Raw genomic sequence first — 24,426 nt, 5'->3', positions numbered from 1 at the left:
CTCAGCTATTTAGCTAGCCGCCGCCCGCACCACCGACAATGGCGGCGCCGCGCCCCGTCGCTGACTCAGGTAACGGGTACAACTGACCCGCAGGAACGAAGCGAAATTCACCACTTCCCCGCGATAGTCCATCACTTCTTCATAGAGCTTGGCCACCAGTTGATTGGTGGTCATGCCGTCGACTTCGGCGATCTCGCTGAGGATGTCCCAAAACTGGTTCTCCAGGCGCAAGGTCGTCACCACCCCGCAAATACGCAGCGAACGCGAGCGTGACTCGTACAGAATCGGGTCGGCTTTGACATAGAGTTCGCACATGGGCAGGCCTGCATTTACAAGGTGATTTTGGTGCCCAGCAGCCCAAGGAAACCGGCCAGCCAATGCGGGTGCGCGGGCCACGCCGGCGCGGTCGCCAGATTGCCCTGAACGTGACCTTGCGTCACCGGGATATCGATGAACGTACCACCGGCCAGCCGCACTTCCGGCGCACAGGCCGGGTAAGCGCTGCATTCGCGACCTTCAAGAATCCCCGCCGCCGCCAGCAACTGCGCACCATGGCACACGGCAGCAATCGGCTTGCCGGCCTTGTCGAAGGATTGCACCAATTGCAGGACGTTTTCATTCAACCGCAGGTACTCCGGCGCACGACCGCCCGGCACCAGCAACGCGTCGTAATCTGCGGCATCGACCTTGGCGAAATCGAAGTTCAGGGCGAACAGGTGACCGGGTTTTTCGCTGTAGGTCTGGTCGCCTTCAAAGTCATGGATTGCCGTACGTACGGTTTGCCCGGCAGTTTTGCCCGGGCACACCGCGTGCACCGTGTGGCCGACCATCAACAGCGCCTGAAACGGCACCATCACTTCGTAGTCTTCGACGTAATCGCCAACCAGCATCAGAATCTTTTTCGCGGCCATGGGGATGACTCCTCTGGGAAATACGTGGGCAAGCAAGAGTATTCAAGGTAGTCCGAATCCGCATGACCGGGTAATAACCGCCTACTACGAGCAGCGAATCACATGTGTGGTCCAAAGGTGGTTCTGTGGCGAGGGAGCTTGCTCCCGCTGGGTCGCGTAGCGGCCCCAAAACCATGCACCGCTGTATTTCAGACAAACCGCGTCAAGCTTCTTACGACTGCTACGCAGCCGAGCGGGAGCAAGCTCCCTCGCCACGGGGTCGGTGCTGTACTTCAAAACTGTACGTGTAACTCTGTGTCTAGCTGTAGCAGCGCTGCGCCCAAGGTTTATGGCTAGATGAAAACACTCCCGCCACCCTGAATTCTGGTTGCCGTTTATGTCCTCGCGCGAAAACACCGGCATGGCCCTCGGCCTGCTCGGCGTCGTCATTTTCAGCCTGACCCTGCCCTTCACACGGATCGTCGTGCAGGAAATCCACCCGTTGCTCAACGGTCTGGGCCGCGCCTTGTTCGCGGCGATTCCGGCGGCGATGTTGCTGCTCTGGCGCCGGGAGAAATGGCCGACCTGGAAACAAATCAAAGGCCTGGCCCTGGTGATTGCCGGGGTGATTCTGGGCTTCCCGGTGCTCTCGGCCTGGGCCATGCAAACCCTGCCCGCGTCCCACGGTGCGCTGGTCAACGGGTTGCAGCCGCTGTGCGTCGCGCTGTATGCCGCGTGGTTGTCCCATGAGCGACCGTCGAAAGCCTTCTGGGCCTGCGCCGCGCTGGGCAGTGCGTTGGTGCTGGGTTATGCGCTGATCAGCGGCGCTGGCAGCATTCAGGCCGGTGACTGGCTGATGCTTGGGGCGATTGCCGTGGGTGGCCTGGGGTATGCCGAAGGTGGCCGGTTGGCCAGGGAGATGGGCGGCTGGCAGGTAATCTGCTGGGCGCTGGTGCTGTCGACGCCGCTGTTGATTGGCCCGGTGATTTACCTGGCACTACAACACCAGGGCGAGATTTCGGCGAAAACCTGGTGGGCCTTCGGCTACGTGTCGCTGTTCTCGCAGTTCATCGGTTTCTTCGCCTGGTACGCCGGGTTGGCCATGGGTGGCATCGCCCGGGTGAGTCAGATCCAGTTGCTGCAAATCTTCTTCACCATCGCGTTCTCGGCGTTGTTCTTCGGCGAACACATCGAGCCGATCACCTGGCTGTTCGCCGCCGGAGTAATCGTCACGGTGATGCTCGGGCGCAAGACTGCAATAAAACCCCATGTGGGAGCGGGCTTGCTCGCGAAGGGGCCGTAACATTCAACATCCAGGTTGACTGACACACCGCCTTCGCGAGCAAGCCCGCTCCCACAGGAGTTCAGAGGTAACCGTCAGCCCGCAACAGGGTTTCGAGGCAATGCTCGCTGATGTGGTAGAAATCCTTCAGCTCCTGAATCTTCACCAACAGCTGGGCCGGGTCCACCGGCTCCGCACGCTTGACCGCCAGGATCATCTTGTTCTTGTTGGTGTGGTCCAGGGAGATGAACTCGAACACCTTGGTTTCATAACCGCACGCTTCAAGGAACAGCGCCCGTAAACTGTCGGTAACCATTTCAGCCTGCTGGCCGAGGTGCAAACCGTATTGCAGCATCGGCTTGAGCAACGCCGGGCTCTGGATTTGCAAGCGGATCTGCTTGTGGCAGCACGGCGAGCACATGATGATCGCAGCGCCCGAGCGAATGCCGGTGTGGATCGCATAGTCGGTGGCGATATCACAGGCATGCAGGGCGATCATCACGTCCAGCTCGCTCGGCGCCACGCTGCGCACATCACCACATTTGAACACCAGCCCCGGATACTCCAGGCGTGCGGCGGCGGTGTTGCACAGGGTGACCATGTCTTCGCGCAGCTCGACACCGGTGACCACGCCCTCGGCCTTCAAGGTGTTGCGCAGGTAATCGTGAATGGCGAAGGTCAGGTAGCCCTTGCCCGAGCCGAAGTCCGCCACCCGCACCGGTTTATCCAGCGCCAGCGGTGAAGACGTCAACGCATGGCTGAAGACTTCGATGAACTTGTTGATCTGCTTCCACTTGCGCGACATCGCCGGGATCAACTCGTGCTGCTTGTTGGTCACGCCCAGGTCGGCGAGGAACGGCCGGGCCAGGTCCAGGAAGCGGTTCTTCTCGCGGTTGTGCTCGGCGGACGGCACTTCACGCAGTTGTTGGGGCTTGCTCTTGAACAGCGAGCTCTTGCCCTTTTTGCTGTACTCAAGTTGTGCTTCATCGGTCAACGACAGCAGGTGGGCGTTCTTGAACGCTTGCGGCAACAACGCGGCAATCGTCGCCACGCCCTCTTCAAGCGGGAAGTTCTTGGTGATGTCGCGCGTCTTGTAGCGATAGACGAAGGACAGGCACGCCTGCTCCTTGACTGTCAGTTGCTTGATGATGATGCGCTGCAAATCCGCTTCGGCCCCCACGTACTTGGCCAGCACCAGTTTGATGAAGGCGTTCTCGGCCAGGCTGCCTTGCAGCAGCTCGATGAATTGCGCGTGATGATCCGGCGTGAGGCTGGCGGGAGTTGCGGTAACGGACATGTAGAAAACGCCTCGGGCGATGCGGATCGGGGAATGGCGGGTATTTTAGGGGGGATGGGGCGTCGGGACACGCAGTTATTTACCCAACGGTTTGAAACCCCCCTCTCCTCAGTGGGGAGAGGGGGGGAAGAGAGCAGATCTTCAAGCTTTTCAAGACCTGAGTTCGGCTCAATATTTCAGGTCGCTGTAGCTCGACCAAACAACTCGGTCAGTCCCCTCGCCCCTTGGGGAGAGGGTTAGGGTGAGGGGGGGGTCTCAAGCCGAACGAACATTCTGAGTCCTAGCCCAACACCACCAACCGGTTCGGCAACTCATTGCGCACATGGGTCACCGGCACATGCACCTTGAGCAGCTCGCCACAGGCCTCGATGCAGGTCACGAAGCCCTGCAAGGTCTGGCCCTGTTTCACCTGCCGGGTGAAGTGGGCAACGATCGGGGCCCAGCAGGTGTTGTCCACGCGCCGGGAAATGCCTTCATCCACCAGGATCTCCACGTAGCGCTCGGCTTCGCAGACGAAAATCAGCATCCCGGTGCTGCCCACTGTGTGGTGCAGGTTCTGCTCCAGAAACTGCCGGCGCGCCAGGTTCGAGGCGCGCCAATGGCGCACCGAGCGTGGAATCAGGTGCGTGGTGACGGTCGGAATACGGAACACCAGGCACAGCACGATGAAGCTGATCCATTGCACCAGCAGCAACAGGTGCATGCTCATCCAGCCAGTGGCGATATGCACCAGGCCCGGTACCACCAGTGCCACCAGGCTGGCCCACAGCAGCGGGATGTAGGCGTAATCGTCAGCCCGTGCGGCCAGCACCGTGACCAGCTCGGCATCGGTATCTTGCTCCACCCGTGCAATCGCCTCGGCGACCTTGCGTTGTTCGTGTTCTGCCAGTAACGCCATGATCAGGAATGCTCATTCATTATTGTTATCGTCTGCTGCCTTTGAAAACACGCGCCCCAAGTCCTTGGTCTTCGCAGGTGTATGCCCCTTGAGCGTTTGGGGCATAATCTGCCCCCGCCACTGGATTGCATCGAACCAATCGGCTAAAAGATGCCAGCGCGAAAAGCGTTCAGAAGTTTGCTGCATTTATACGAACAACAACAGACGCTCCCTAATTTTTGGCTGACCGGCGCGTAACCACGGCGTCCGTTAAGGCTTTTGAGATCACTATTCATGAAGAAGCTGTGTTTGCTGGGCCTTGCCATCGGTCTGGCCAGTCACTCTGTATTGGCCGCCACCACGCCCGCACCCATTGAGAACAAGGACGCTTTCGTCAGCAACCTGATGAAGCAGATGACCCTCGATGAAAAGATCGGACAGTTACGCCTGATCAGCATCGGCCCGGAAATGCCCCGCGAGCTGATCCGCAAGGAAATCGCCGCCGGCCGGATCGGTGGCACGTTCAACTCCATCACCCGCCCGGAAAACCGTCCGATGCAGGACGCGGCCATGCGCAGCCGGTTGAAGATCCCGATGTTCTTCGCCTACGACGTGATCCACGGCCACCGGACCATTTTCCCGATCCCCCTGGCCCTGGCCTCGAGCTGGGACATGGACGCCATTGGCCTGAGCGGGCGCATCGCCGCCAGGGAAGCTGCGTCTGACAGCCTCGACCTCACCTTCGCACCGATGGTCGACATCTCCCGTGACCCTCGCTGGGGCCGCACCTCTGAAGGTTTTGGCGAAGACACTTACCTGGTTTCGCGTATCGCCAAAGTGATGGTCAAGGCCTACCAGGGCCCCGGCGCGATTGCGGCCGAAAACATCATGGCCAGCGTCAAGCACTTCGCCCTGTACGGTGCCGTCGAGGGGGGGCGCGACTACAACATCGTCGACATGAGCCCGGCGAAAATGTACCAGGACTACTTGCCACCGTACCGCGCAGCGATTGATGCTGGCGCGGGCGGGGTGATGGTCGCCCTGAACTCGATCAACGGCATACCGGCCACCGCCAACACCTGGCTGATGAACGACCTGTTGCGCAAGGAATGGGGCTTCAAAGGCCTGGCGGTCAGCGACCACGGTGCGATTTTCGAGCTGATCAATCACGGCGTCGCCCGCGACGGTCGCGAAGCCGCGAAGCTGGCGATCAAGGCCGGCATCGACATGAGCATGAACGACACCCTCTACGGCAAGGAACTGCCGGGGCTGTTGAAATCCGGCGAGATCCAGCAAAGCGACATCGACAACGCCGTGCGTGAAGTGCTTGGCGCCAAGTACGACATGGGCCTGTTCAAGGACCCGTACGTGCGGATCGGCAAGGCCGAGGATGACCCGGCCGACACCTATGCCGACAGCCGCCTGCACCGCACCGAAGCCCGTGACGTTGCGCGTCGCAGCCTGGTACTGCTGAAGAACCAGGGTGAAACCCTGCCGCTGAAGAAGTCCGCGAAAATCGCGCTGGTCGGCCCGCTGGCCAAGGCGCCGATCGACATGATGGGCAGTTGGGCCGCTGCCGGCCGGCCGGCACAATCGGTCACGCTGTTCGACGGCATGACTAACGCCTTGGGCGCGCAGTCCACGCTGATCTACGCCCGTGGCGCCAACATCACCTCGGACCCGAAGATCGTCGGTTACCTGAACTTCCTCAACTTCGATGCCCCGGAAGTCGTGGATGACCCGCGCCCGGCGCAAACCCTGCTCGAGGAAGCGGTGAAAGCCGCGCAACAGGCCGATGTGGTCGTGGCGGCCGTGGGCGAGTCGCGGGGTATGTCCCACGAATCGTCGAGCCGTACCGACCTGAACATCCCGGCCAACCAGCGCGAACTGATCAAGGCCCTCAAGGCCACTGGCAAACCGTTGGTGCTGGTACTGATGAACGGCCGTCCGCTGTCGATTCTCGAAGAGAACGAACAGGCTGACGCGATCCTCGAAACCTGGTTCAGCGGCACCGAAGGCGGTAATGCGATTGCCGACGTGCTGTTCGGCGACTACAACCCGTCGGGCAAACTGCCAATCACCTTCCCACGTTCGGTCGGGCAGATTCCAACCTACTACAACCACCTGAGCATCGGCCGGCCATTCACGCCGGGCAAACCGGGCAACTACACCTCGCAGTACTTCGATGACACCACCGGTCCCCTGTACCCGTTCGGCTACGGCCTGAGTTACACCACGTTCAGCCTGTCGGACATGGCGCTGTCGTCAACCACGCTGAACAAGAGCGGCAAACTCGACGCCAGCGTGACGGTTAAAAACACCGGCAAGCGTGACGGCGAAACCGTGGTGCAGTTGTACATCCAGGACGTCACCGGCTCGATGATCCGCCCACTCAAGGAACTGAAGAACTTCCAGAAAGTGATGCTCAAGGCCGGCGAACAGAGAGTCATCCACTTCACCCTCGAAGAGGCCGACCTTAAGTTCTACAACTCCCAGCTCAAGTACGCGGCAGAGCCAGGCAAGTTCAACGTGCAGATCGGCCTGGACTCCCAGAACGTGACGCAGCAGAGCTTCGAACTGCTCTAACCCCCGAAGTTACATGAAGTCCCTGTGGGAGCGGGCTTGCTCGCGAAAACGGCTTAAAACATTCAATACTAATGCTGAATGTCAGACCGCTTTCGCGAGCAAGCCCGCTCCCACATTGGTTATAGGTGTTTGGTTCAGCCCCGCCGATCCAGCAGATTCACCACCACCCGGTCCACCCATCCCCATACCCGCTGCTTGACCCGCCGCCACAACGGCCGGCGTTGCCATTCTTCCAGGCTGACGAGCTGGCTCAAGGCAAAGTCATGCTCGAAACTCGCCGCCACCGCCCGCGTCAGTGCTGGGTCGAGGGCTTCCAGGTTGGCTTCCAGGTTGAAGCGCAAATTCCAGTGATCGAAATTGCACGAGCCGATACTCACCCAGTCATCGATCAGGACCATTTTCAGGTGCAGGAAACACGGCTGGTACTCAAAAATTTTTACCCCGGCCTTCAGCAGCCGTGGGTAATAACGGTGCCCGGCGTAACGCACCGACGGGTGATCGGTGCGCGGCCCGGTCAACAGCAGGCGCACGTCGATGCCTCGCAGGGCGGCCTTACGCAGTGAACGGCGGACTTTCCAGGTCGGCAGAAAATACGGCGTAGCCAGCCAGATCCGCCGCTGGCCGCTGTTGATCGCCCGAAACAGCGATTGCAGGATGTCCCGATGCTGGCGGGCGTCGGCATAGGCCACCCGGCCCATGCCCTCGCCCACCGACGGCACTCGCGGCAGGCGCGGTAACCCGAAATGCGAGGAGGGTTTCCAGGCGCGGCGATGGCGGTTGGCAATCCATTGGCGGTCGAACAGCAACTGCCAGTCGAGTACCAGCGGGCCGACGATTTCCACCATCACTTCGTGCCACTCACTGGTGGCCTGGCCGGGCGTCCAGAACTCGTCCGTCACTCCCGTGCCACCGACCACCGCCAGTTCCTGATCGACCAACAGCAATTTGCGGTGATCTCGATACAGGTTGCGCACCCAGCGCCGCCAGTTCAGGCGATTGTAGAAACGCAGTTCGACGCCGGCCTCCATCAACCGCCGCCGCAGGCTCAGGGTAAACGCCAGGCTGCCGTAATCATCGAACAGGCAACGCACCCGCACCCCGCGCTCGGCCGCCTGCACCAGCGCCTGGACCATGGCTTCGGCGCAGGCCCCCGCTTCCACCAGGTACAGCTCCAGTTCAACCTGTTCTTGTGCCCGCGCAATCGCCACCAGCATGCGCGGGAAGAATTGCGGGCCGTCGATCATCAGCTCGAAGCGGTTGCCTTCGCGCCATGGAAATACCGCCCCAGCCATCTCAGCGCGCCGTGAAAATCAGTACCGCACCCACCGGCACCGACAGGCTGATGGCCGAGACCCCGGCTAGCGTGCGCAGCGTCTCCACCCCCGGTGCCAGGTCGAAATCCTTGGCGTTGAGTACCAACGGCTCCAGGGTCACCACTTGAAAACGCCGGTCATCCAGCCGCGTCGCCAGCAACTCGGCGTTGTAATCGTGTTGCTTGCCGTGAAGGCTGACAGTGAGCGGCAAACGCAATTCCAGCTGTGCGCCGGACGCCAGGTCGTTGATCGGCCGCAGATCAATTTGCGCACTGATCAACGCCTCCGGGAAGGCCTTGATCTCGAACAGCGCTTTGCGCATGCGTTCATCGCGCAGGGGAATACCGCTGTTGATCGAGTCCAGCTCGATTTGCACCTGCGCCAGGCCTTTGGCGTCGACCTTGCCGTGCAGCACCAGGAAGCGTTGAACTTCGGCGACATGGGCGTTTTTGGTGGTGACAAAGGACAGGCGCGAAGACTCGCCGTCCAGATACCAGTCGGCGTGGGCCGGCACGGAGCCACAGGCCAGCAGCAGGAAGGCAAAGGCTTTGGAACGAAACGGGCTGAACATACACACTCATGGACAAATAAACCTGGGCCGAACCTTAGCCTGAGTCAGCGTCGTTGCAAACCTTCGATTGATCGGTCGTGTCAGGGCAGCAAACGACAGCCCTGCCGCTCGCCGAGCCACGCCGCCGTGCTGCTGCGGCCCATGCCGGTGACCGTCACCCGCTGGCCTTGCCCCTCATCGACAAAATCACTGACGGGCAAGTACTGCTTCACATAGCCCCGACAATAGTCTGCCGGGCTGCGCGCCACATACCGGCACGAACAATACTCCTTGGCAGTGTAGGCACTGAGGATCTCGGGAAAGTCCCTCAACTCGACACGTTTCAGCCAGACCCCGCCCAGCAGCACAACCACCAGCACCAACAACAGCTGTCGCAGGGCATTACGCACATTCATGGCTGCACCTTCGAAGCAAACGCCGACATCACGCGCCTGAGCAATTCGTTGTGCTGATAGGTGCCGTCGCGGTCGTCGCCATAGCGCACGATGACCAGTTTTTCGCTGGGGATCACGTACAGCGCCTGGCCCCAATGCCCGAGCGCGGCAAAGGTGTCGTCGGGGGCATCCGGCCAGGGTTTCTGTGCGCCGTCGATTGCCCGGTTGAGCCACCAATGGCCGCCCGGTACGGCCTCATCCTGATAAGCCTTGTAGTGGGCGAATGGCTGGCGGTTGAACGCCACCCAGTCACGGGGCAGCAATTGCCGCTCGCCCCAGCGGCCGTCGCGCTGCATCAGCAAACCGACGCGCGCCAGATCACGGGCGGTCAAATAGGCATAGGAGGAAGCGACAAACGTCCCGCTGGCGTCGGTTTCCCACACGGCATGGCGAATGCCCAAGGGGTCGAACAACGCCGTCCAGGGGAAATCGGGATACCGTTGCGCGCCGACGATGTTTTTCAACGCCGCCGCCAACACGTTGCTGTCACCGCTGGAGTAACGAAACGCCTGGCCCGGCGCGCTGAACTCACCCTGCGCGGCGGTGAACCCGGCCATGTCGCGACGGCCACGGGTGTAGAGCATGGCCACCACCGAGGAATTCAACGGCGCGTACTCATAGTCTTCCTGCCAGTCCAGCCCCGAAGCCCAGTGCAGCAGGTCAGCCAGGGTGATAGCCGGGTGTTTCTCCAGCGCCGGATAGAACTTCACCGCCGGGTCCTGAAGAGTGAACAAGCCCTCGCCATACGCCACGCCGAGCACCGTGGCCATCAGGCTCTTGCTGATGGACCAGGTCAGGTGCGGGGTGTCGGCGGTGGTCGGTCCGGCGTAGCGTTCGTAGATCCGTTGCCCGTCACGGATCACCAGCAAGGCGTCGGTGCGGATGCCTTTGCGGGTCGCGTCGTCGCGCGGCGTGAAGGCGTAGGCTTCCAGTGCCTGAAGCGCCGGGCTGCTGATCGGTGGGCCTTGCTGCCATTGTTCGGTCGGCCAGTTTTCTGCCGGAACAGGAAGGCTGATCAGCAACATAAACAGCAGAGGCAGGCGTTTGAACACGGCAGACGCTCATAAGGATTACCCCTGCGAGCCTAGTCGAGATAGATGACAGTCAAAAGTTGCGTCGCTGCACGCAAAGAGCCCCTTCAGTTCAGCGAAAATCCCGCCAGCGCCTTGGCCAACCGCTTGGCCCGTGCCCCCGCCGCCAGCTCCAGCACCGCCTGATCACGTTTCCACAGTGCCGCCCAGTGCGGGGGGCCATCGGCAAAAGCCTGGTTCAGCTCGGCCTTGAGCCCGTCAAACTGCGCAAACAAACCACCCAACAACACATGGCCGGCGCCATGGTTCGGTGGCTGACGGCTGACCTCGGCGCATCCAGCCAGCAACGCCAGCAGCTTGAGTCGAAGGGGTTGTGACCAATCGTTGTCCTGACCGATGCCGTACAACCAGGCCGTCATGGCGCTGAGCACATAGATGTCCTCAAGGGTGCGGAACGGTTTGACGTATGCGTCCCAGCCGTCTCCGGCCAGCAACTCGCACTGGGCGTTGTCGAGCAGCAAGCGACCATGACTGATGTCCGGCATCAACGGGATCGCCGGCAGTTTTTCCACCCGCACACCCGGCTCACCGGCATACACCACCGCCAACTGTAATCGGGGAGACTGGCCCTGCAACTCGCTGCGCGCCGCGATCAACAGCCAGTCCGCCGCATCGCCAGCCGTGACGAAGTCCTTGCGACCGCTCACGCGCAACGCGGTGAGGCGGGTTTGCATGTCTGCCGGGCGCAGGCTGCGCTGTTCGGTCGCACACAATGCCCCCAGGCTGAGCGGCGCACTGGGCCATAACATGCGCAATGCCGCCTGGTAACCCACCAGGAATGCCTGGCCCGGCGTTGTCATCATTCGCCCGCCACACACTGCCAGCTCGAACGGCGTCACCGCGCCCAGCGTCTGCAGCAATGTGGCGTAACCCTCCGCCAGATCAGGGTTTTCGGGCAGACGCAGGTCGCGATTCAACAGGGCTTGCCATGGCATAAACGGGTCCTCAAGGGCTGTCACACAAGCATCACCAAAGCTTCATGGCGATGACACCGGGGCTACATAGCCTGACTTTGCACAACAAAGTCGATCGACTGCAACCCACGACGGGTGAGCAGCCCGTACGGAGATTCGCCATGACTCAGATCGCCCGCATCAGCGAAACCGGCAATGAACGCCGCCTGCAAGCCGAACGCCTGATCGGCGCCAGTGCCTTGCAGGAAGCCCAGGCCCTGCGCTTCAACGTGTTCAGCGGCGAGTTCAACGCCAAGCTCAAAGGCGCGGAGCTGGGTCTGGACATGGACGACTATGATGTTCACTGCGCCCACATCGGCGTACGCGATCTGAACACCGGGCGCCTGGTGGCCACGACTCGCTTGCTCGACCACCAGGCCGCCAGCAGCCTGGGGCGTTTTTACAGTGAAGAAGAATTCAGCCTGCACGGGCTGGTGCACCTCAAAGGCCCGATCCTGGAAATCGGCCGTACCTGCGTCGACCCGGCCTACCGCAACGGCGGCACCATTGCCGTGCTCTGGGGCGAACTGGCCGAAGTCCTGAATCAGGGTGGCTACAGCTATTTGATGGGTTGCGCGAGCATCCCGATGCAGGACGGCGGGATTCAGGCCCAGGCGATCATGCAGCGGCTGCGCGAACGCTACCTGTGCACCGAACACCTGCGCGCCGAGCCGAAGAAACCGCTGCCATCCCTCGATGTGCCCTCCAACGTGATCGCTGAAATGCCACCGCTGCTCAAGGCGTATATGCGTCTGGGCGCGAAGATCTGCGGCGAGCCGTGCTGGGATGAAGACTTCCAGGTCGCCGACGTGTTCATCCTGCTCAAGCGCGACGAACTCTGCCCGCGTTACGCCAAGCACTTCAAGGCGGCTGTGTAATGAGCCGGCTGCGGGTGTACGCGCGGATCGCGCGGGTGCTGGTGGTGGTGGCGCTGGGCCTGAGCATGGCCAGCGTGTTCGGGCTGCTCGAACGCATGGGGATCGCCCATTCGATGGTGCGGCGCCAGCGCTGGTCGCGATTTTTCATGGCACGCCTGGGCAACGCCTTGCCGTTTCGCGTGACGGTCCACGGGGAACTACCCACTCAACCCATGCTTTGGGTCAGCAACCACGTGTCCTGGACCGATATCCCTTTGCTGGGCATGCTCACACCGCTGTCGTTCCTGTCCAAGGCCGAAGTGCGTACCTGGCCGGTGGCGGGCTGGTTGGCGGCCAAGGCCGGCAGCTTGTTCATACGTCGCGGTTCAGGCGACAGCCAATTGATCCGCAAACAAATGAGCCGTCACCTCGAGCAAGACCATCCGCTGCTGATGTTTCCCGAAGGCACCACCACTGATGGCCGCGCCCTGCGCACTTTTCACGGTCGCTTGCTGTCTGCCGCCATCGACGCGCAGGTGGCGTTGCAACCGGTGGCGATCCGTTACCTGCGCGACGGTGAGATCGACTCTCTGGCTCCGTTCATTGGGGACGACGACTTGCTCTCGCACCTGATGCGCCTGTTTGCCAACGATCAGGGCGACGTGGAGGTTCATCTGCTCAAGCCGATTGCCAGCCACGGCCAGGAACGCGCGGCACTGGCGTTTGCGGCGCAACAAGCCGTGCAGAAGGCATTGTTTGGGACAGTTCCAGAAACACAGCAACGCCCTTTGCGTCCTGCGATAGCCGCCTGACGCAAATCCCCTGCTCGCGATAGCGGTTCGTCAGTCACCGACAATGTTGGCTGTCAGGCCCTCATCGCGAGCAGGCTCGCTCACACATCAGCTTCGCGGCGTTGCAGCGAATGCCTGCAACTTCGGGTAGAACAGCCGAAAATCCTCGCTCAATGGTTCATACAACCGCTCCAGTTCCTGCATCGCGGCGGCCAGTTCTTCGGGTCGCGACAGGCGCCGTGAGATGCCCCGCAACACCTGGTCCAGCACCGCAAACTCCCGATAGGAACCCAGCCAGTCATTCGCGGCCATGTGCGGGGCGATCTGCGCCAACCGTCCTGGCAATTGTGGTTCGGCGGCCAGCACGCGGTAGACATCCGAGGTGAACAGCGCAAGCGGCCGGTCGGCGTATAGCGTCCAGTCCCGCGCCAGGCAGTGATCAAAAAACACGTCGAGCACAATCCCGGCATAACGCCGGCGGGTGATGGAAAACCGCGACAACGCGGTGTCCACCAGAGGATGGCGGTCGGTAAACACATCGATGCTGCGATGCAGCGCAATAGCCGCTTCGATCTCCGGCGCGTACTGCCCTTGCAGCCGCCCCTTGACGAAATCGCCATACAAACTGCCGAGCAATTGACCGGGACGCTGGCCACCGAGGTGAAGATGTGCGAGATAGTTCATGGCGCGTAGCTTAGCACTGCGCCATTCATATCGTTATAACTCGATATACCGATTCAAGCTGATCTCAGATCAAAATCATATTGGTATATCGCGAAGTACCGATTTAAAGTTCGCCTCATCGCGATATAACGTTTTACCCAACACGAGCACTGCCATGTCCACCCTTGACCTCGACGAAATAATAAAAGCCCTGGCACACCCAGTACGGCGAGACATCCTCAACTGGCTGAAAGACCCCGCGACCCAATTCCCCGACCAAGAGCACAGCACCGACTATGGCGTCTGCTGCGGGCAAATCGATCAACGCTGCGGCCTGTCGCAGTCGACTGTGTCCGCACACCTGGCGACCCTGCACCGCGCGGGCCTGATCCGCAGTCAGAAAGTTGGCCAGTGGCACTTCTACAAACGCAACGAGGAGACCATTCAGGCCTTCCTCGATGCCCTCAGCAAAGAGCTCTGACCCGAGCTCCAAAAGGATTCAACAATGCCTCTCTCGCTCCTCATCCTGGCCTTGAGCGCCTTCGCCATCGGCACCACCGAGTTCGTCATCATGGGTTTGCTGCCCGACGTGGCGGCTGACCTCGGGGTATCGATTCCCGGTGCCGGCTGGCTGGTGACCGGTTACGCCCTGGGCGTGGCCATCGGTGCGCCGTTCATGGCGCTGGCCACCGCCAGGCTGCCGCGCAAGGCGGCACTGGTCGCGTTGATGGGGATTTTCATCGTCGGCAACCTGCTCTGTGCAATGGCCAGCGACTACAACGTGCTGATGTTCGCCCGTGTCGTCACCGCCCTGTGCCACGGTGCGTTCTTCGGCATTGGTTCGGTGGTGGCGGCAAGCCTGGTGCCGGCCAACAAGCGGGCTTCGGCGGTCGCACTGATGTTCACCGGCCTGACCCTGGCCAACGTCCTCGGCGTACCGCTGGGCACTGCACTGGGTCAGGAAGCCGGCTGGCGTTCGACCTTCTGGGCAGTGACCGTGATTGGCGTGATCGCGCTGATCGGCCTGATCCGTTTCCTGCCGGCCAAACGTGACGAAGAAAAGCTCGACATGCGCGCCGAACTGGCAGCCCTCACCGGTGCCGGGATCTGGCTGTCGTTGAGCATGACGGTGCTGTTCTCCGCGTCGATGTTCACCCTCTTCACTTACGTCGCGCCGCTGCTGGGCGACGTCACCGGCGTCTCGCCAAAAGGTGTGACCTGGACGCTGTTGCTGATCGGCCTCGGTCTGACGGTGGGCAACATCATCGGCGGCAAACTGGCGGACAAACGCCTGGCCGCGACCTTGATTGGCGTGTTCATTTCCATGGCCGTGGTCTCGACCGTCCTGAGCTGGACCAGCGTCGCGGTGATTCCAACCGAAATCACCCTGTTCCTCTGGGCTGCCGCCTCCTTCGCCGCCGTACCGGCGTTGCAAGTCAACGTGGTGACCTTCGGCAAGGCCGCACCCAACCTGGTGTCGACCCTGAACATTGGCGCTTTCAACCTGGGCAACGCCTTGGGTGCCTGGGTCGGCGGCAGCGTCATCGCCCACGGTTTCGGCCTGACCAGCGTGCCCCTCGCGGCAGCGGCGCTGGCGGTCATGGCGCTGCTGGTGACCCTGATTACTTTCCGTCAGAGCGGCAATGCCGAGCTGGCTCCTGCTACGAACTGATCACTAACGAGGGTTGTATCTCATGACGACTATTTTCGATCCGATCACACTCGGCGACCTTACGCTTGCAAACCGCATCATCATGGCGCCACTCACCCGCTGCCGCGCCGATGAAGGCCGTGTGCCGAACGCCCTGATGGCCGAGTACTACGTACAGCGCGCCTCCGCCGGCCTGATTCTCAGCGAGGCCACGTCGGTCACGCCGATGGGTGTTGGCTACCCGGACACCCCCGGCATCTGGTCCAACGATCAGGTGCGTGGCTGGAGCAACGTGACTAAAGCCATCCACGGCGCGGGCGGTAAAATATTCCTGCAACTGTGGCACGTCGGCCGGGTGTCCCACCCCTCCTACCTGAACGGCGAAGCCCCGGTTGCACCGAGTGCCATCCAGCCAAAAGGTCATGTCAGCCTGGTTCGCCCACTGGCCGACTACCCGACACCGCGCGCACTGGAAACCGCTGAAATCGCCGACATCGTCGACGCTTACCGCGTTGGCGCGGAAAACGCCAAAGCCGCCGGTTTCGACGGCGTGGAAATCCACGGTGCCAACGGTTACCTGCTCGACCAGTTCCTGCAAAGCAGCACCAACCAGCGTACGGATAACTACGGTGGTTCCCTGGAAAACCGCGCTCGCCTGTTGCTGGAAGTCACCGACGCCGCGATCGAAGTCTGGGGCGCGGGCCGCGTCGGTGTGCACCTTGCACCGCGTGCCGACTCCCATGACATGGGCGACGACAACCTGGCCGAAACCTTCACCTACGTCGCTCGCGAACTGGGCAAACGTGGTATCGCCTTCATCTGCTCCCGTGAGAAAGAAGCCGGTGACAGCCTGGGCCCACGCCTGAAAGAAGCCTTCGGTGGTCCGTACATCGCCAACGAGCGCTTCACCAAAGACAGCGCCAACGCCTGGCTGGCCAGCGGCAAGGCTGACGCCGTTGCCTTCGGCGTGCCCTTCATTGCCAACCCGGACCTGCCAGCGCGTCTGCAGGCCGATGCGCCGTTGAACGAAGCGCGCCCGGAACTGTTCTATGGCAAAGGGCCTGTCGGTTATATCGACTACCCGGCGATGTAAGCTTCAACAGTGAAATGAAAAAGCCCCGACTCGAAAGAGCCGGGGCTTTTTTATTACCGAGAACGACCACCCCACCCACTTATCGCAACCTTATTAACAACAGCCGCTCCAACCCAACAATAACAATTAGAAAATAATATTCACCATTCAACACCCTCACTAACATCGACACTCAACCCGCTACAACTAACCCCTAACAAAGACAACCTACAACACAGACCCTCCTCAAAAGGAATTAACATAAACGAGGACCGCACTGAATCTTCCAAGAAGTACCACAAGGATGGACGATCACCAGAGAGCTACTGCTTGGATGTTCATATTGGAGAAGAATAATACCGAACCTAAAGTAACGACGCCTATTTAGTAGGCCTACCCCCCCTTTAACAACACGCAAACCTGAAAAACCATCTTTTACAACATAGAAGCCAAGGATTACAGCATGAACTGTCTACTTTTTTACTTCACTCAGCAACCTCAAGCCCTCCCCCTCAAAAACAGTGCAAACAATTATAAAGGGGAACCAACACAGCCACGCCGCCGAAATAACATCCAGTTCATCCGCCGGGGCCCCGCCCTTGCAGGCAATGCTCCCGAAACCACTCCAAGAGGATATATTTAACAGCCAGGACAACTCAGACGAAAACATCATTGCGGCAATATACTTCATCACCAACAACACACCCGATGGACTCGGACTATTCGACACTAACAGCAACCGTGCCGACGGACCTCCTTCAATGAGGTTCATCGAACCTTATGAAACATCATACTTCTGTGAAAGAACAACATACGAGTTCAAAGATCGAAGCCCTACCCCTGAAAACAAAGTACATACCAAGCGACATTTCTTGTGCTCCAACACCACTTATGACAAAGCCTTCATGATCGAGACGGAATTTCAACTTCACGTCAAACACGGCTACTACACACCTGACACCACAAAGTGGAACCACCAGGTAAGTTCATACGGAAGCACTCACGTAAACTGTACCTCTACGTTGAAAAACTCATCAAATAAAGCGCCTTACAGTTACCTGGTAGATATCCAGATCGGATAACCCCCTCGCTCTATTCAATACGTTTGCCTGACCGCGCAATCGGCAGATCGTGAAGATGAATCAGAGCAATGCTGTTGATTGACCGCCCCGCGCCCTCGAAAACAGCTCGCTCACACTCGTTCACAGACGCGCAACAAATCCCCTACAAAATACGTGGCGCGCGACCTTTCAACCGAATCAGCATGCGTATATAAAAGCAGCCCATGACAAAAAGGCGAGAGAAAGAATGAACCTTCGCTCGCCTAAAGTGTTGACACAACCGGACTCAATTACGCATTTTGTCGAAGGCTTGGGCTAAAGCGCAGCATGTCCAGCCCGGTATCGACCCAACGCTCGGCTTCGGCGTGCAGTTGGAAGCTGTCAGGCGCCAGCAGCCATTGATACAGAATGCCGTCGATGTAGGCATGAATGCTGATCGCCGCACGGGCCGCGTCGAGTGTTTCCGGGAGCTGGCCCCGTTTCATCGCATTGCGCAACGCCAGTTCGATACGCACATTGCAATCCAGGCTGACCGTACGGCGCTGCTGGCGCAGGTCACACATTTCATCAGTGAATTCGCACTTGTGAAACAGAATCTCATTGATGCGTCGGGTCTTCGGGTCCAGGGCAACTTGATGAAACAAATGAATCAGCAGTTTGCGCATGCAACCCAGCGGATCGACTTCCTCTTCACTTTCGCTCGCCCTGGCCATTTCATCCAGCGGTTCATGCAGGCTGTCGAGCATGGCCTGGACCAGATCCGCCTTGTTGCTGAAATGCCAGTAAATGGCACCACGAGTGACCCCCGCCAGGGTGGCGATATCCGCCAGCGTCGTGCGCGCTACGCCCCGCTCATAAAAGGCTTTCTCTGCCGCTTCGAGTATCTGGCTTCGGGTTTCTTGAGCTTCCTCTTTGGTACGACGGACCATGGCAGTAAAACCTCAATCAGGAATGCTTCAGAGACGTTTAAAGATCATCTGAATAAATGTGGGACGAGCGCTCTGGGGGCTCATTCCCTGCCTACAATTCTTACCTTGAAACGACCTCTGTGACGGGATGGATACACAGCCAAGGTATTTACAAACAACCATGAACGTAAGTATATTCCTTAGCAAGCTACTTATCCACCCGGCTCCATTTTTTTACTTTTCCACTTTTCGAGTGCGCATTTTGCGCGCCTGACCCGAGGATCTACATGCAATTCAAGCCAGCTGTTACCGCTCTGGTCACTGCCGTCGCCCTGGCATCTCTGCTCAGCGGATGTAAGAAGGAAGAGGCGGCCCCGGCCGCTCCAGCCCCTCAGGTCGGCGTCGTCACCCTTAAACCTCAAGCCTTTACCCTGACGTCCGAACTCCCTGGCCGCACAACGGCCTACCGCATCGCGGAAGTTCGCCCACAGGTCAACGGCATCATTCTCAAGCGCCTCTTCAAGGAAGGCGGCGAAGTCAAGGAAGGTCAGCAGCTGTATCAGATCGATCCGTCGGTCTATGACGCCACCTTGAAAAGCGCTCAGGCGAACCTGCAATCGACCAAATCGGTTTCCGATCGCTACCAGCAACTGGTCAACGAGCAAGCCGTCAGCCGCCAGGAATACGACACCGCCGTCGCCAACCGCCTGCAATCGGAAGCGGCGCTGCAAAGCGCACAGATCAACGTGCGCTACACCAAGGTGTTTGCACCGCTGACCGGTCGCATCGGTCGCTCCAATGTCACCGAAGGCGCACTGGTCAACAATGGCCAGACCGACGCCATGGCCGTCATTCAGCAACTGGACCCGATCTACGTCGACGTGACCCAGTCCTCGGTCGAGCTGCTGGAGCTGCGCCGCGAACTGGAAAGCGGCCGCCTGCAAAAGGCCGGCGAGAACGCGGCCATGGTCAAGCTGACCCTCGAAGACGGCAGCCAGTACAAGCAACAGGGCAAGCTGGAATTCTCGGAAGTCTCGGTGGACGAAACCACCGGCTCCGTGACCTTGCGCGCCGTGTTCCCGAACCCGGATCACACCCTGCTGCCGGGCATGTTCGTGCATGCACAGTTGCAAGCCGGCGTGAATGATTCAGCGATTCTGGCGCCACAACAAGGCGTAACCCGCGACCTTAAAGGCACGCCAACCGCACTGGTGGTCGGGCCGGACAACAAGGTCGAGCTGCGTCAACTCAAGGCCAGCCGCACCGTTGGCAGCCAATGGCTGGTCGAGGACGGCCTGAAGGCTGGCGACCGTCTGATCACTGAAGGGCTGCAATTCGTCCGGCCTGGCGTTGAGGTCAAGGCCAGCGAAGCGACCAACGTTGCAGCGAAGAACCCGGTCCCGGCACAGGCATCAGCTAAAGCGTCCGGCGGCAAAGGGGAGTAACCATGTCGAAATTTTTTATCGACCGTCCGATTTTCGCCTGGGTAATTGCCCTGGTGATCATGCTGGTCGGGGCTCTATCGATCCTCAAACTGCCGATCAACCAATACCCGAGCATCGCACCTCCGGCGATCGCCATCTCCGTGACCTACCCAGGCGCGTCCGCACAAACCGTGCAGGACACCGTGGTGCAGGTCATCGAGCAGCAGCTCAACGGTATCGACAACCTGCGTTATGTGTCCTCGGAAAGTAACTCCGACGGCAGCATGACCATCACCGCGACCTTCGAGCAAGGCACCAACTCCGACACCGCGCAGGTTCAGGTCCAGAACAAACTGAACCTGGCCACCCCGCTGCTGCCGCAAGAAGTGCAGCAACAGGGCATCCGCGTCACCAAGGCCGTGAAGAACTTCCTGCTGGTGATCGGCGTGGTTTCGCGCGACGGCAGCATGACCAAGGACGACCTGTCCAACTACATCGTGTCCAACATGCAGGACCCGATCTCGCGGACCGCGGGTGTCGGTGACTTCCAGGTGTTCGGTGCCCAGTACGCGATGCGTATCTGGCTCGACCCGGCCCGGTTGAACAACTACAACCTGACCCCGGTGGACGTCAAAACGGCCATCGCTGCCCAGAACGTCCAGGTCTCATCCGGTCAGCTCGGCGGCCTGCCAGCCGCTCCCGGCCAGCAACTGAACGCCACCATCATTGGCAAGACCCGTCTGCAGACGGCCGAGCAGTTCAAGGAAATCCTGCTCAAGGTCAACAAGGACGGCTCGCAGGTTCGCCTGGCCGATGTCGCCGATGTGGGCCTAGGTGGTGAAAACTACAGCATCAGCGCCCAGTTCAACGGCAGCCCGGCGTCCGGTCTGGCGGTGAAACTGGCCAACGGTGCCAACGCCCTCGACACCGCCAAGGCACTGCGCAAAACCATCGAAGACCTCAAGCCGTTCTTCCCGGAAGGCATGGAAGTGGTGTTCCCGTACGACACCACGCCGGTGGTGACCGAATCGATCAAGGGTGTGGTTGAAACCCTGGTCGAAGCGATCGTGCTGGTGTTCCTGGTGATGTTCCTGTTCCTGCAAAACTTCCGCGCCACCGTCATCACCACAATGACTGTGCCCGTGGTGTTGCTGGGTACGTTCGGGATCCTCGCGGCCTTCGGTTTCAGCATCAACACCCTGACCATGTTCGGCATGGTGCTGGCCATCGGTTTGCTGGTGGACGACGCCATCGTCGTGGTGGAAAACGTCGAGCGGGTGATGAGCGAGGAAGGCCTGTCGCCCAAGGAAGCCACCAAAAAGTCCATGGGTCAGATCCAGGGCGCACTGGTCGGTATCGCGCTGGTACTGTCGGCGGTATTGCTGCCGATGGCGTTCTTCAGCGGCTCGACCGGTGTGATCTACAAACAGTTCTCGATCACCATCGTCTCGGCCATGGCCCTGTCGGTGCTGGTTGCCCTGATCTTCACCCCGGCGCTCTGCGCCACCATGCTCAAGGCTATTCCCAAGGGCGAGCACGGCGTACCGAAACGCGGATTCTTCGGCTGGTTCAACCGCAACTTCGACCGGGGTGTACGCAGCTACGAGCGCGGCGTGGGCAACATGCTCAAGTACAAGGCTCCGTACCTGCTGGCTTACCTGATCATCGTGGTCGGCATGATCTGGCTGTTCACCCGTATCCCGACAGCGTTCCTTCCGGAAGAAGACCAGGGCGTTCTGTTCGCCCAGGTCCAGACGCCGGCCGGTTCCAGTGCCGAACGCACCCAGGTGGTGGTCGACGAGATGCGCGAATTCCTGCTGCGTCCCGGCAAGGATGGCGGTGAAGGCGATGCCGTGAACTCGGTGTTTACCGTGACCGGCTTCAACTTCGCCGGTCGTGGCCAGAGTTCGGGCATGGCGTTCATCATGCTCAAGCCGTGGGATCAGCGTAACGCCGACAACAGCGTGTTCAAGGTGGCGGCCCGTGCCCAACAGCACTTCTTCACCTTCCGTGACGCCATGGTGTTTGCTTTCGCACCACCGGCGGTACTGGAGCTGGGTAACGCCACCGGTTTCGACGTGTTCCTGCAAGACCGTGCCGGTATCGGTCACGACAAGCTGATGGCTGCGCGTAATCAGTTCCTCGGCATGGCGGCCCAGAGCAAGGTGCTGTCACAGGTGCGTCCGAACGGCCTGAACGACGAACCGCAATACCAGCTCGAAATCGATGACGAGAAGGCCAGCGCCCTGGGCGTGACACTGACCGACATCAACAGCACCCTGTCGATTGCCCTGGGCAGTAGCTACGTCAACGACTTCATCGACCGTGGTCGGGTGAAAAAGGTTTACGTACAAGGTCTGCCCGGCGCTCGCATGAGCCCTGAAGACCTGAAGAAGTGGTACGTGCGCAACAGTGCCGGAACCATGGTGCCGTTCTCGTCCTTCGCCAAAGGCACGTGGATCTACGGTTCGCCGAAACTGGCCCGTTACAACGGCGTCGAAGCGATGGAAATCCTCGGGGCTCCAGCGCCAGGCTACTCCACCGGTGAAGCCATGGCCGAAGTCGAAGCCATTGCCAGGAAACTGCCGGCCGGTGTCGGTATTTCCTGGACTGGCCTGTCCTATGAGGAACGTCTGTCCGGCTCGCAAGCACCGGCCTTGTACGCGCTGTCGCTGCTGATGGTGTTCCTGTGCCTCGCGGCGCTGTACGAAAGCTGGTCGATTCCGATCGCGGTGATGTTGGTTGTACCGCTGGGGATCATCGGTGCCCTGCTTGCCACCAGCCTGCGCGGTTTGTCCAACGACGTGTACTTCCAGGTGGGGCTGTTGACAACCATCGGTCTGGCGGCGAAAAACGCCATTCTGATCGTCGAATTCGCCAAGGAACTGCATGAACAGGGACGCAGCCTGAGGGACGCGGCCATCGAAGCCTGCCGGATGCGTCTGCGTCCGATCATCATGACCTCGCTGGCATTCGTCCTCGGCGTGGTACCACTGGCCATCTCCACTGGTGCAGGCTCGGGTAGCCAGCACGCCATCGGTACCGGGGTGATCGGCGGGATGTTGACGGCCACGATCCTGGCAATTTTCTGGGTGCCGCTATTCTTTGTCACCGTGTCGTCGATGGGTCAACGCAAGAACGTGGACCAGGATGACGCAACTGAAACCCTTAAAGAGGCTGGCCAATGAGCAAGTCGCTACTCTCTCTAGCCATCGCCGCGTTCATGCTCGGTGGCTGCTCGCTGATACCCGATTATCAGCAGCCTGAAGCACCCGTTGCCGGGCAATACCCGCAAGGACCGGCCTACTCGCCGGCCCAGGCGGCGAGCCAGGCCGCTGTCGAACAAGGCTGGAAGCAGTTTTTCCATGACCCGGCGCTGCAACAACTGATTCAGACCGCGCTGGAAAACAACCGTGACCTGCGCGTCGCGGCCCTGAACATCGACGCCTATGCGGCTCAGTACCGCATTTCGCGCGCCGACCTGTTCCCGGCCGTGTCGGCCAACGGCAGCGGCAGCCGCCAACGTATTTCGCAGCGGGCCTCGCCGACGGGCGAGTCCGGCATCACCAGTTCCTACTCGGCAACCCTGGGTGTCAGCGCGTACGAACTCGACCTCTTCGGTCGCGTTCGCAGCCTGAACGAGCAAGCGCTGCAATCGTACTTCGCCACTGAAGAAGCACGCCGCAGCACCCAGATCAGCCTGGTGGCCAGCGTGGCCAACGCCTACCTGACCTGGCAGGCCGACAAGGAACTGCTGAAACTGACCCAGGATACCCTCGCAGCCTTCGAAGAGAGCTACAAGCTCACCGCGCGCAGCAACGAAGTCGGTGTGGCTTCGGCGCTGGACCTGAGCCAGTCGCGCACCTCCGTGGAAAACGCCCGGGTACAACTGGCGCGTTACACCCGCCAGGTCGCCCAAGATGAAAACAGCCTGACCCTGCTGCTCGGCACCGGCCTGCCGGCCAACCTGGCCAGCCAGCCGTTGTCCGATGACCTGCTCAGCGAAGTACCGGCCGGTCTGCCTTCGGACCTGCTGCAACGTCGCCCGGACATCCTTGAGGCCGAGCACAAGCTCAAGTCCGCCAACGCCAACATTGGCGCGGCCCGTGCAGCGTTCTTCCCGAGTATCAGCCTGACCGCCAATGCCGGCTCCCTCAGCACCGACCTGTCCGGTCTGTTCAAGGGCGGCTCGGGGACCTGGTTGTTCCAGCCACAAATCAACCTGCCGATCTTCAATGCCGGTTCCCTGCGTGCCAGCCTGGATTACTCGAAGATCCAGAAAGACATCACCGTCGCGCAGTATGAGAAGTCGATTCAAACCGCCTTCCAGGAAGTCTCCGACGGCCTCGCCGCACGCCAGACCTACAACCAACAGTTGCAGGCCCAACGTGACTTCGTCGCGGCCAACCAGGACTACTACCGCCTGGCCGAGCGACGCTACCGCATTGGCGTCGACAGCAACCTGACCTTCCTCGACGCCCAGCGTCAGTTGTTCAGCGCGCAACAAGCGTTGATCACCGACCGCCTGTCCCAGTTGACCAGCGAGGTCAATCTGTACAAGGCCCTGGGTGGTGGCTGGAACGCGCAGATGGCGAAGAACGAGCCTGTGAAAGAAGAAGCACCGAAGCTGAAGATGTTCTGATCAGCGTGTAAAAACGAAGCCCACCTTTGGTGGGCTTTTTGTTGCCTCGGGAAAACCCGCACA

The 24,426-nt window shown here is 60.3% G+C and carries 21 protein-coding genes; 10 read left to right on the top strand and 11 right to left on the bottom strand.

Annotation, left to right across the window (positions count from 1 at the left end; translation table 11 throughout):
• Positions 1 to 9 precede the first annotated feature (9 nt).
• The gene (locus AC1Z1G_RS06655; protein WP_483625862.1) at positions 10 to 315 is read right to left on the bottom strand and encodes a ribbon-helix-helix domain-containing protein; all 306 of its coding nucleotides are present in this window, start codon (positions 313 to 315) and stop codon (positions 10 to 12) included.
• A gap of 14 nt (positions 316 to 329) precedes the next feature.
• Positions 330 to 911 (bottom strand): DJ-1/PfpI family protein, encoded by a 582-nt coding sequence (locus AC1Z1G_RS06650; RefSeq protein WP_483625860.1) that lies wholly within the window; start codon positions 909 to 911, stop codon positions 330 to 332.
• Between the two features lie 376 nt (positions 912 to 1,287).
• Between AC1Z1G_RS06650 and AC1Z1G_RS06645 the strand changes: the two genes are divergently transcribed.
• On the top strand, positions 1,288 to 2,193 hold the full coding sequence (locus AC1Z1G_RS06645; RefSeq protein ID WP_483625858.1) for a DMT family transporter: 906 nt from the start codon (positions 1,288 to 1,290) through the stop codon (positions 2,191 to 2,193).
• A 61-nt stretch (positions 2,194 to 2,254) separates the two neighbouring features.
• Here the strand turns inward: AC1Z1G_RS06645 and AC1Z1G_RS06640 are convergent, their stop codons facing one another.
• Both AC1Z1G_RS06640 and AC1Z1G_RS06635 read right to left on the bottom strand, forming a co-directional pair.
• On the bottom strand, positions 2,255 to 3,469 hold the full coding sequence (locus AC1Z1G_RS06640) for a class I SAM-dependent methyltransferase (protein ID WP_483625856.1): 1,215 nt from the start codon (positions 3,467 to 3,469) through the stop codon (positions 2,255 to 2,257).
• A gap of 280 nt (positions 3,470 to 3,749) precedes the next feature.
• Positions 3,750 to 4,367: a TPM domain-containing protein gene (locus tag AC1Z1G_RS06635; protein WP_483625854.1), complete on the bottom strand. Its 618-nt coding sequence runs from the start codon at positions 4,365 to 4,367 to the stop codon at positions 3,750 to 3,752.
• Between the two features lie 273 nt (positions 4,368 to 4,640).
• Between AC1Z1G_RS06635 and bglX the strand changes: the two genes are divergently transcribed.
• The gene (gene bglX, locus AC1Z1G_RS06630) at positions 4,641 to 6,932 is read left to right on the top strand and encodes a beta-glucosidase BglX (protein ID WP_483625852.1); all 2,292 of its coding nucleotides are present in this window, start codon (positions 4,641 to 4,643) and stop codon (positions 6,930 to 6,932) included.
• A 134-nt stretch (positions 6,933 to 7,066) separates the two neighbouring features.
• Here bglX and AC1Z1G_RS06625 read toward each other — a convergent pair whose 3' ends face one another.
• The 5 genes from AC1Z1G_RS06625 to AC1Z1G_RS06605 form a co-directional block, all read right to left on the bottom strand.
• Positions 7,067 to 8,224 (bottom strand): phospholipase D-like domain-containing protein, encoded by a 1,158-nt coding sequence (locus AC1Z1G_RS06625; protein WP_483625850.1) that lies wholly within the window; start codon positions 8,222 to 8,224, stop codon positions 7,067 to 7,069.
• 1 nt (position 8,225) lies between these two features.
• A complete protein-coding gene (locus tag AC1Z1G_RS06620) occupies positions 8,226 to 8,816 on the bottom strand; it encodes a YceI family protein (protein WP_483625848.1) in 591 nt (196 codons plus the stop codon).
• A gap of 80 nt (positions 8,817 to 8,896) precedes the next feature.
• Entirely contained in the window at positions 8,897 to 9,211 is a 315-nt protein-coding gene (locus tag AC1Z1G_RS06615; protein WP_483625846.1) for an amidase, read from the bottom strand.
• Positions 9,208 to 10,302 carry a serine hydrolase domain-containing protein gene (locus AC1Z1G_RS06610; protein WP_483625844.1) on the bottom strand — a complete coding sequence of 365 codons (1,095 nt, stop codon included), beginning with the start codon at positions 10,300 to 10,302 and terminating at the stop codon, positions 9,208 to 9,210. The genes AC1Z1G_RS06615 and AC1Z1G_RS06610 overlap by 4 nt, the downstream gene beginning before the upstream one ends.
• 86 nt (positions 10,303 to 10,388) lie before the next feature.
• Complete coding sequence (locus AC1Z1G_RS06605; RefSeq protein WP_483625842.1) at positions 10,389 to 11,276, bottom strand: acyl-CoA dehydrogenase; 888 nt, start codon at positions 11,274 to 11,276, stop codon at positions 10,389 to 10,391.
• A gap of 140 nt (positions 11,277 to 11,416) precedes the next feature.
• Between AC1Z1G_RS06605 and olsB the strand changes: the two genes are divergently transcribed.
• Together olsB and AC1Z1G_RS06595 are read left to right on the top strand one after the other, a co-directional pair.
• On the top strand, positions 11,417 to 12,172 hold the full coding sequence (gene olsB / locus AC1Z1G_RS06600) for an L-ornithine N(alpha)-acyltransferase (RefSeq protein WP_483625840.1): 756 nt from the start codon (positions 11,417 to 11,419) through the stop codon (positions 12,170 to 12,172).
• Complete coding sequence (locus AC1Z1G_RS06595) at positions 12,172 to 12,963, top strand: lysophospholipid acyltransferase family protein (RefSeq protein WP_483625838.1); 792 nt, start codon at positions 12,172 to 12,174, stop codon at positions 12,961 to 12,963. The genes olsB and AC1Z1G_RS06595 overlap by 1 nt, the downstream gene beginning before the upstream one ends.
• An 87-nt stretch (positions 12,964 to 13,050) precedes the next feature.
• On the opposite strand, the gene AC1Z1G_RS06590 is transcribed toward AC1Z1G_RS06595, so the two are convergent.
• The gene (locus AC1Z1G_RS06590) at positions 13,051 to 13,626 is read right to left on the bottom strand and encodes an acyl carrier protein phosphodiesterase (protein ID WP_483625837.1); all 576 of its coding nucleotides are present in this window, start codon (positions 13,624 to 13,626) and stop codon (positions 13,051 to 13,053) included.
• Between the two features lie 154 nt (positions 13,627 to 13,780).
• Between AC1Z1G_RS06590 and AC1Z1G_RS06585 the strand changes: the two genes are divergently transcribed.
• From AC1Z1G_RS06585 to AC1Z1G_RS06575, 3 genes are read left to right on the top strand one after another with little or no spacing between them, the layout of a single operon-like run.
• Positions 13,781 to 14,086, top strand: a complete 306-nt coding sequence (locus AC1Z1G_RS06585) for an ArsR/SmtB family transcription factor (RefSeq protein ID WP_483625835.1) — start codon at positions 13,781 to 13,783, stop codon at positions 14,084 to 14,086.
• Positions 14,087 to 14,110: 24 nt separating this feature from the next.
• The gene (locus AC1Z1G_RS06580) at positions 14,111 to 15,277 is read left to right on the top strand and encodes an MFS transporter (protein WP_483625834.1); all 1,167 of its coding nucleotides are present in this window, start codon (positions 14,111 to 14,113) and stop codon (positions 15,275 to 15,277) included.
• A 22-nt stretch (positions 15,278 to 15,299) separates the two neighbouring features.
• The gene (locus AC1Z1G_RS06575; RefSeq protein ID WP_483625832.1) at positions 15,300 to 16,349 is read left to right on the top strand and encodes an alkene reductase; all 1,050 of its coding nucleotides are present in this window, start codon (positions 15,300 to 15,302) and stop codon (positions 16,347 to 16,349) included.
• Between the two features lie 1,330 nt (positions 16,350 to 17,679).
• Here the strand turns inward: AC1Z1G_RS06575 and emhR are convergent.
• Positions 17,680 to 18,318, bottom strand: a complete 639-nt coding sequence (gene emhR, locus AC1Z1G_RS06570) for an efflux system transcriptional repressor EmhR (RefSeq protein WP_483625831.1) — start codon at positions 18,316 to 18,318, stop codon at positions 17,680 to 17,682.
• 266 nt (positions 18,319 to 18,584) lie between these two features.
• On the opposite strand from emhR, the gene emhA reads away from it, so the two are divergent.
• From emhA to adeC, 3 genes are read left to right on the top strand one after another with little or no spacing between them, the layout of a single operon-like run.
• Positions 18,585 to 19,742, top strand: a complete 1,158-nt coding sequence (emhA, locus tag AC1Z1G_RS06565) for an efflux RND transporter periplasmic adaptor subunit EmhA (RefSeq protein ID WP_483625829.1) — start codon at positions 18,585 to 18,587, stop codon at positions 19,740 to 19,742.
• A 2-nt stretch (positions 19,743 to 19,744) separates the two neighbouring features.
• A complete protein-coding gene (emhB, locus tag AC1Z1G_RS06560) occupies positions 19,745 to 22,909 on the top strand; it encodes an efflux RND transporter permease subunit EmhB (RefSeq protein WP_483625827.1) in 3,165 nt (1,054 codons plus the stop codon).
• Entirely contained in the window at positions 22,906 to 24,363 is a 1,458-nt protein-coding gene (gene adeC / locus AC1Z1G_RS06555; protein ID WP_483625825.1) for an AdeC/AdeK/OprM family multidrug efflux complex outer membrane factor, read from the top strand. The genes emhB and adeC overlap by 4 nt, the downstream gene beginning before the upstream one ends.
• Positions 24,364 to 24,426: the final 63 nt, after the last annotated feature.

It is taken from the genome of Pseudomonas sp. JL27(2026) (assembly GCF_056933555.1).
This window is presented reverse-complemented; position numbering and strand designations above follow the sequence as displayed.